We start from the raw sequence: 6,621 nt of genomic DNA on the forward strand, positions 1-6,621 counted from the left end.
CCGGTCGCCCGTGGGCGTTGGCGACGAACCGCCACGCGCCTGGCTCGACCGCCGCGTAACGCGACAGCACGGTGCGCACCAGCGCCCGCGCCACCAGGTGCTGGCGGCGGGTCGCGGGCAGGCGGAAGCGGGCGTGGCGTACCCGCTCGTCGGGAGTCAGCAGGGCCACGTACCGCTCGAGCAGGGCCGGGTCCCCCAGCTCCTCGGGAACCGTGGTCCAGACGTGGACGGCGCTTCCGCCCAGGCTGTGCATGGCCCGCATCGCCGCTCGTACATACGGACCGCATCGCCGCCCGTCCATTCGGCGCACGCTTGACACCGCCCGGCCCGTTCGTGCAATTGCCCTAATCAGTCGATTGAACGCGCGCGCCGCCGGCGCGCATCGCGACGGACGACGATGCCTTCGAAGGACATGATCGGGCGCGTGCTCACCAACGGCAGCGCCACCGTAACCGCCGAGCACATCGCGGACTTCGCCCGCGCGCTCGGCGATCCCGACCCGCTGTACCTCGACGCGGAGGTCGCCCGCCGTGGGCCCTTCGGTGCCATCGTGGCGCCGCCCACCTATCCGATCGCCTTCATGACCCAGGCGATGGCCGGCGGCATGGACACCTTCCTCGAGCTCGGCCTCAACTTCATGACGCTGGTCCACGGCGAGCAGGAGTTCGAGTACGTGCGACCGCTCAGGATCGGCGAGACCCTCACCCTCACCGGCCGCATCGCCGACGTCTACGAGAAGCAGAGCGGATCGGGCGGCACGCTCGACTTCGTCGTGCTCGAGACCGAGGGCAAGGACGCGGCCGAGAAGCCGGTCTTCTACTCCCGCAACATTCTCATCTCGAAGAGGACGTGACGATGGCCCTGTCCGCGAAGTCGGTTGCGGTCGGCAGCGAGCTGCCGCCCTTGACGAAGCCTGCGATCACCCGCGAGACGCTGAAGGAGTACGGGCCGGCCGCCGGCGACCCGAACCCGATCCACCTCGACGACGAGTTCGCGAAGAACGCCGGCTACCCCGGCGTGTTCGCGCACGGCATGCTGTCGATGGGATATCTGGGCGAGTTCCTCCACAAGGCCGCGGGCGGCGTCGCCAACGTACGCAAGTTCCGCGCGCGCTTCGCGAAGCTCACCTGGCCGGGCGACGTCGTCACCTGCAAGGGCGTGGTCACGGCCGTGCGCGACGACGGCGGGACGCGCCTCGTCGACTGCGACATCTGGAGCGAGACGCAGAGCGGCGAGCGAAAGGTCGTCGGCACCGCCACCCTCGCGTTGTCGAACTGACGCGATGCCCGAATCGACCCGCCTGCGGGACACATACGCCGTCGCGGGCATCGGGCTCTCGCGCTTCGGGAAGCTCCCGGGCACGAGCGCCATGGGGTTCTGCCTCGAGGCGGCGAAGCACGCGATCGACGACTGCGGCATCGCGCGCGACGATCTCGACGGCGTGCTGGTCGCGTTCCCGTCTTCGCAGGGCGAGGCGCACGGCTGGGCGTCGCGCGCCGCGGCGTTCCTCGGCATCACGCCCGCCTTCTGCTCGACGATGGACATGGGCGGCGCCACGGCGATCGGCATGCTGCAGACGGCGCTGGCGCTCCTCGACGCCGGGATGTGCCGCGCCGTCCTGTGCGCGTTCGGCACCCAGAACAGCCCACAGGGCATCCTGCCGACCCTCTTCGGCTCGCCGTGGGCCATTCCCTACGGCGACGTCGGTGCCATCACCTTCATGGGGCACCTGATGCGCCGGCAGATGCACGAGCACGGGCTCACGGGGCTCGACTACGCCCGCATCGCCGTCACCTGGCGCACGCACGCGATGCGCAATCCGCACGCCCAGATGCGCAAGCCCATGACGATCGCGGATCACCAGGCGAGCCGCTTCATCAACGAGCCGCTGCGCCTGTTCGACTGCTGCCTGTTCACCGACGGTGGCGGCGCGTTCGTCGTGACCAGCGCCGAGCGCGCGCGCGACCTCCGCCAGGTTCCCGCACTCGTGTCGGGCGTGGGCCAGGTCCATTCCTCGGAGGTGATCCACCCGTACGACACCGGGCACGGCAGCGGGCGCGAGGCGGGCGAGCGCGCCTTCGGCATGGCCGGCATCGAGCCGCGCGACGTCAGCGTGTGCCAGATCTACGACGCCTTCACGCCGCGCGTCCCGCACGACCTCGTCGCCTACGGCTTCTGTACGTGGGAGAACGTGAGCGAGTTCATCCAGAGCGGACAGATCGGGCTCGATGGCCGGCTGCCGTGCAACACGGCCGGCGGGCTCATCTCGGAAGGACACCTCCAGGGCATGGGCCACGTCGCCGAGGCGGTTCGCCAGATCCGCGGGACGTCGTACAATCAGGTGGCGAAGGTGACCTACTCGATGTGTACCGGCTACGGCGGCGCACCGCACGAGCCGCCGCCCACCGTCGCCTACACGGCGGCCATCCTCCGCACGCCATGACGAAGGGACGCCATCGCGACGTCGTCGCCGACGGCGTGCGACTCCGCGTGCTCGAGGCCGGCGAGGGGCCGCCGCTCCTCCTGCTGCACGGGCTCAGCGCGTCGCACGACATCTGGGAGCACGTCGTCGACGAGTTCGCGGATCGCCATCGCGTGGTGGCGCCCGACCTGCCGGGTCACGGCGAGTCGGCGAAGCCCGACGCGCCGTACACGATCGACTTCTACGCCGGGGTCGTGCGCACCCTCGCCCGGGAGCTCGGCATCGACCGCGCGATCGTCGGTGGCAGCTCGCTGGGCGGCAAGATCGCGCTCGAGCTGGCGTGCTGGTATCCGCGCTTCGTCGAAGCCCTCGTGCTGGCGGCGCCGGCGAGCGAGTACGCCCGGGGGCTGCGGCCCTTCGGCAAGGCGATCCAGGCGCTCTCGCGCCCGAGCGTCATGCGCGCCGCGCTCGATCGCGCCCTGGAGCAGACGTTCTACGACCGCACCCTGATCGGGCACGTCACGCGGCGCCGGATCCTCGCTGCGCGCCTCGCCGCGGACGACTTCCCCGACTTCGCCCGCGCCATCGCGCGCTCGGTCGGAGGCGTGCTGGCGGCGGAATCGCAGCCGCTCGGCCGCATCACCCAGCCCGTCCTCGCCGTCTGGGGGCGCGAGGATCGCATCGTGCCGGCCCACAAGAGCGCCCAGCTCGTGCGCAGCATCCCGCACGCCCGGCTACGGGTCATCGAGCGCTGCGGGCACATCGCCATGCTCGAGCAGCCCACCGAGTTCAACCGGCACATGGGCGAGTTCCTGGCCGCGCTCGGGTCCGGAGCCGCCCTGGACGAGGCCGACGGCCGGAGCGGCCAGCCGGGGGGAGCGTAAGCGTCCGTATGTTCCAGATCGATCGGCCGCTGCCCGGCATCACCGAGGACGGGGCCCCGTACTGGGCCGCCTGCCGCGACCACAAGCTCGCGGTCCAGCGCTGCTCGGCCTGCGGCCACCTCCGCTTCCCGCCGAGCGTCGTGTGCCCCAGGTGCCTGGCGCTGGAGCACGAATGGACGCCCCTCTCGGGGCGCGGGACGATCTACTCGTTCATCATCGTGCACCGGCCGCAGCACCCGGGCTTCTACGCCGACGTGCCCTACAACGTCGCCATCGTCGAGCTCGAGGAGGGTATCCGCCTGCACACGAACGTGGTCGAGTGCACGAACGAGGACCTCCGGATCGGCCTGCCGGTCGAGGTCGTGTTCGAGAAGGTCGACGACGAGATCACCCTCCCGAAATTCCGGCCGCGCCGCTGACGCGGCCTACCCCCATTGACAACGGGCGCGGGGGCGAGCCACACGGGACTCAGGGTGCGTATCCACCTCGTCACGCCTCGCAACCCCCCGAGCTTCTGGACCTACGACCACATCCTGGGGACGCTCGGGAAGCGCTGCGCGTTTCCGAACCTGTCGATGCCGACGGTCGCGGGGCTGACGCCACGCGACTACGAGGTGACGCTCTGCGACGAGAACGTCGAAGAGGTCGACCTCGACGTCGAGGCCGACATCATCGGCATCACCGGCTACATCATCCATCGGGAGCGGATGCTGGAGCTGATCGAGGCCTTCCGCAGCCGCGGACGCTTCGTGGTCGTCGGTGGGCCATACGCGTCGCTGTGTCCCGAGGAGCTGCGCGGCAAGTGCGATGTGCTCTTCGTCGACGAGGCCGAGGAGACCTGGCCGCAGTTCCTGCGCGACTACGCGGAGGGCACGTGGCAGGCCGAGTACCGTCCGGCCGACAAGCCCGAGCTCACCTCGTCGCCCATGCCGCGCTTCGAGCTCCTGAAGGTCGATCGCTACCACGCGCTCACGATCCAGTTCGCCCGCGGATGCCCGTTCTCGTGCGAGTTCTGCGACATCATCGTCGTGTACGGCCGCCGGCCGCGCGCCAAGACGGTCGGCCAGGTGATGGCCGAGATCGAAGAGTGCCATCGCCTCGGCGCGAAGCAGGTCTTCCTGGTCGACGACAACTTCATCGGCAACAAGAAGCTGGCGAAGGAGCTGCTGCGCGCGATCGCGGCCTGGAGCGAGGCGCACGACCACCCGATCCACTTCAACACCGAGGTGACGCTGAACGTCGCCCAGGACGACGAGCTGCTGGCGCTCCTGCACGCGGCGCACTTCACCACCGTCTTCATCGGCATCGAGAGCCCGCGCGCGGCCTCGCTGACCGAGACCAAGAAGACGCAGAACCTGCGCGGCAACCTCGTCGAGAGCGTCCGGCGCGTGCAGTCCTACGGCATCCAGGTGCAGGCCGGCATGATCGTCGGCTTCGACCACGACGACGCGACCATCTTCGAGGAGCAACTCTCCTTCATCCAGGACGCCCGCATCCCGGTGTCGATGACGGGCATGCTGCAGGCGATGCCGAAGACGCCGCTCCACGCCCGGGTCGCGCAGGAGCAGCGGCTGGTGGGGGAGACCGAAGGCGACCAGTTCGTCCTCTCGAACATCCTGCCGAAGGCGATGACGCGGCTCGAGCTCTACCGCGGCTATCGCGAGCTCATCACGCGGCTCTACGAGTTCCCCACCTTCCGGCGCCGGACCCTCGACTTCCTGCTCAACCGCGGCAAGACGGCCGGACGCCAGCTCGAGGTGGGCCTCGCCGACATGAGGCTCCTGGTTCGCATCCTGTGGCGGACGGTCGTTCGCGCGGGCCCGCGGCGGGCGTGGTTCACGGCGACGCTGCTCGGCACGACGCTGCTTCGCCGCCCGCGCGTCTTCGCCGACGCGGTCGCGTTCGCGATCATCCACGAGGGGCTGTACGACTACGTCGTCGGCCTGCGCGCGCGCCTCGATCGCGCCATCGCCGAGCTCGAGAGCCAGCCGCCCGCGCTTGCGACGGAACACTGAACCGTCGTCCTTGTCAGCCCGACGGGTTCGGTGTAGCCCCATCGCTCATGCGCACGGCCGTCCGCAAAGCCCCGCCGCGCCCGCGAGCCGCGCGAGGAGGGAAGAAGGCCGATCCGGTCACGACCGAGATCATCCTCGGCGCCTTCGAGACGATCTGCTACGAGATGGCGACGCACGTGAGCCTCACGGCCACGACGCCGATCCTGAACCAGTCGAACGAGCGCAACGCGACGATCCTCGACGCCACCGGGCAGCTCGCCGCCCTCTCGGTCGGCATCCCGCAGTTCATGCTGTCGTCGACGCTGCCGGTCCGCTTCGCGGTCGAGTTCTTCGGACCCGACGGCCTCCACGACGGCGACGTACTGGTCGCGAACGATCCGTACCACGGCGGCGGCCATCTGCCCGACTACAACGTCTTCGCGCCCGTCTTCCACGACGGCGAGTGCGTACTGATCGGATCGATCCAGTGCCACCACGCCGACACCGGCGGCGGCGCGCCGGGCGGCTACAACGTGAACGCACCAGACATCTGGGCCGAGGGCGTGCGCTTTCCGGCCGTGAAGATCTACGAGCGCGGCGAGAAGCGGCGCGACGTCGAGTACATGATCGCCGTCAACAACCGCACGCCGACCTTCCTGGGCGACCTCCGCGCGCAGGTGGGGGCGGCACAGCTCGGCGTGCGCCGGATGAAGGAGATCTGCGAGCGCTTCGGCACCGAGACCGTCCGCGCCGCGGTCCGCGGCATCGTCGCCTATGCCAAGCGTCGCTTCAAGGAGGAGGTCGCGCGATGGCCCGACGGCGTCTACGAGTCGGACGTCTGGGTCGATCAGGATCCACACGGGAACCCGGACATCCACGTCCACTGCAAGGTGACGGTGAAGGGGAGCAATCTCACCGTCGACTTCACCGGCTCGGACGAGCGCCCGGAGATCCAGGCCTACTCGACGTTCGGCAACACGCGCGGCTACGTCGTGGCGCAGCTCGCGGCCATGATGGATCCATCCATCCCGAAGAACGAGGGCTTCTTCGACTCGATCGACCTGATCGTCCCGAAGGGCTGCTGTCTCAATCCGCCCGACGGGAAATCCGTGGCGGCCGGCACGCACCATCCCGGCACGGAGGTGGGCGAGGCCGTCGCCAGCGCGCTGCAGCGGGTTGTCCCGGAGCGGAGCTGCCCCCAGGTCTACAAGATGGGCATGCCCACCGTCATCTTCGGGAAGAACCCGCGCGACGGGCAGCTCTTCATCGACCACTCGGTCGACACCTTCGCGGCCTACTGCGGCGCCGTGAAGGGGCAGGA

8 protein-coding genes are annotated in these 6,621 nt (G+C 69.7%); 7 read left to right on the plus strand and 1 reads right to left on the minus strand.

Annotated elements, in window-relative coordinates; genetic code table 11:
- Window positions 1–262: 4-phosphopantetheinyl transferase (locus VMS22_22920; GenBank protein HXJ36899.1), on the minus strand; the 262-nt coding region annotated here is incomplete at its 3' end.
- A gap of 135 nt (window positions 263–397) precedes the next feature.
- Here VMS22_22920 and VMS22_22925 point away from each other — a divergent pair.
- The 7 genes from VMS22_22925 to VMS22_22955 all read left to right on the plus strand — a co-directional run.
- Window positions 398–853 (plus strand): MaoC family dehydratase N-terminal domain-containing protein, encoded by a 456-nt coding sequence (locus tag VMS22_22925; GenBank protein HXJ36900.1) that lies wholly within the window; start codon window positions 398–400, stop codon window positions 851–853.
- Window positions 854–855: 2 nt separating this feature from the next.
- Window positions 856–1,278, plus strand: coding sequence for a MaoC/PaaZ C-terminal domain-containing protein (locus tag VMS22_22930; protein HXJ36901.1), 423 nt, complete (start codon window positions 856–858; stop codon window positions 1,276–1,278).
- Between the two features lie 4 nt (window positions 1,279–1,282).
- Window positions 1,283–2,443: a thiolase family protein gene (locus VMS22_22935; protein HXJ36902.1), complete on the plus strand. Its 1,161-nt coding sequence runs from the start codon at window positions 1,283–1,285 to the stop codon at window positions 2,441–2,443.
- Complete coding sequence (locus VMS22_22940) at window positions 2,440–3,306, plus strand: alpha/beta fold hydrolase (protein ID HXJ36903.1); 867 nt, start codon at window positions 2,440–2,442, stop codon at window positions 3,304–3,306. The genes VMS22_22935 and VMS22_22940 overlap by 4 nt, the downstream gene beginning before the upstream one ends.
- 8 nt (window positions 3,307–3,314) lie before the next feature.
- Window positions 3,315–3,725 (plus strand): Zn-ribbon domain-containing OB-fold protein, encoded by a 411-nt coding sequence (locus tag VMS22_22945; protein HXJ36904.1) that lies wholly within the window; start codon window positions 3,315–3,317, stop codon window positions 3,723–3,725.
- Between the two features lie 54 nt (window positions 3,726–3,779).
- Window positions 3,780–5,321 carry a radical SAM protein gene (locus VMS22_22950; GenBank protein ID HXJ36905.1) on the plus strand — a complete coding sequence of 514 codons (1,542 nt, stop codon included), beginning with the start codon at window positions 3,780–3,782 and terminating at the stop codon, window positions 5,319–5,321.
- Window positions 5,322–5,368: 47 nt separating this feature from the next.
- Window positions 5,369–6,621, plus strand: a 1,253-nt coding sequence (locus VMS22_22955; protein ID HXJ36906.1) for a hydantoinase B/oxoprolinase family protein, incomplete at its 3' end; no start/stop codon positions are given.

It is taken from the genome of Candidatus Eisenbacteria bacterium, assembly GCA_035577985.1.
In the GTDB taxonomy this organism is placed as follows: Bacteria; Desulfobacterota; Binatia; order DP-6; family DP-6; genus DATJZY01.

Excerpts from the sequence above, each read along its gene's own strand:
- VMS22_22940 (HXJ36903.1), top strand. The coding sequence starts at position 2,440 with ATGACGAAGGGACGCCATCGCGACGTCGTCGCCGACGGCGTGCGACTC.
- VMS22_22945 (HXJ36904.1), top strand. The coding sequence starts at position 3,315 with ATGTTCCAGATCGATCGGCCGCTGCCCGGCATCACCGAGGACGGGGCC.
- VMS22_22925 (HXJ36900.1), top strand. The coding sequence starts at position 398 with ATGCCTTCGAAGGACATGATCGGGCGCGTGCTCACCAACGGCAGCGCC.
- VMS22_22935 (HXJ36902.1), top strand. The coding sequence starts at position 1,283 with ATGCCCGAATCGACCCGCCTGCGGGACACATACGCCGTCGCGGGCATC.
- VMS22_22930 (HXJ36901.1), top strand. The coding sequence starts at position 856 with ATGGCCCTGTCCGCGAAGTCGGTTGCGGTCGGCAGCGAGCTGCCGCCC.